This window comes from uncultured Roseobacter sp. (assembly GCF_947493125.1).
Taxonomy (GTDB): domain Bacteria; phylum Pseudomonadota; class Alphaproteobacteria; order Rhodobacterales; family Rhodobacteraceae; genus Roseobacter.
The window spans coordinates 1-707 of record NZ_CANLQB010000029.1 but is presented as its reverse complement, the minus strand read 5'-3'; the positions used below and the strand labels follow the sequence as shown (position 1 = coordinate 707).

At 56.7% G+C, this 707-nt stretch carries 1 pseudogene; it reads right to left on the bottom strand.

Annotation, left to right across the window (positions count from 1 at the left end):
• A pseudogene (locus Q1A71_RS23615) lies at positions 1-707 on the bottom strand (IS3 family transposase); the annotation flags it as partial.

Genomic DNA, 707 nt, shown 5'->3' with positions numbered 1-707 from the left:
GCATTCTCGGCTGTATTCATCGATGATGTTCAGCGTCCGGAACGCTCTTCCGTCGTCAGTCCGGCAATGCACAAAGTCATAGGACCAGACGTGGTTCTGCCTTTCCGGTCGAAGCCGGACACACGACCCGTCGTTCAGCCAGAGCCGCCCCTTCCTTGGTTGTTTCATTGGCACTTTCAGCCCCTCTCGCCGCCACAATCTTTCGACCGTTGCCGGGCAGGCGATTTGCAAAGCAAATCTGCCGAGAGGGGCGCTTGTCATTTGCGTGCCAGCCCGCATCTCTGAGTAGAGCTGCAATGCGACGATAGCCGTATCTGCCATACTGCCGCGCCAGCTCGATCATGTCGGCCACCAACCGCTCTTCATCCGAGCGACCGACAGGCACTTTGCGCTGCGTGGATCGGTGCTGTCTCAGAACACGACAGGCGCGGCGCTCTGAGACCTTCAACTCAGCTCGAACACGATCAATGCAGCCGCGACGACGAGCGGGGCTCAGAAGTTTCCCTTTGCTGCCTCAGCCAGGATGAGTTTGTCCAGCGTCAGATCAGAAACGGCCTTGCGTAACCGCTCAATGTTCCGCCTGACAAACGATCCCCCGGATCGTTTGTTTAATCGGCTCCAATTCTGAAGACGCTTTAGTTCCTTCAATTGATCCGTGCCTATTCCACCGTACTCTTTCTTCCAACGGCAGAACGTCTGTTCAGTCC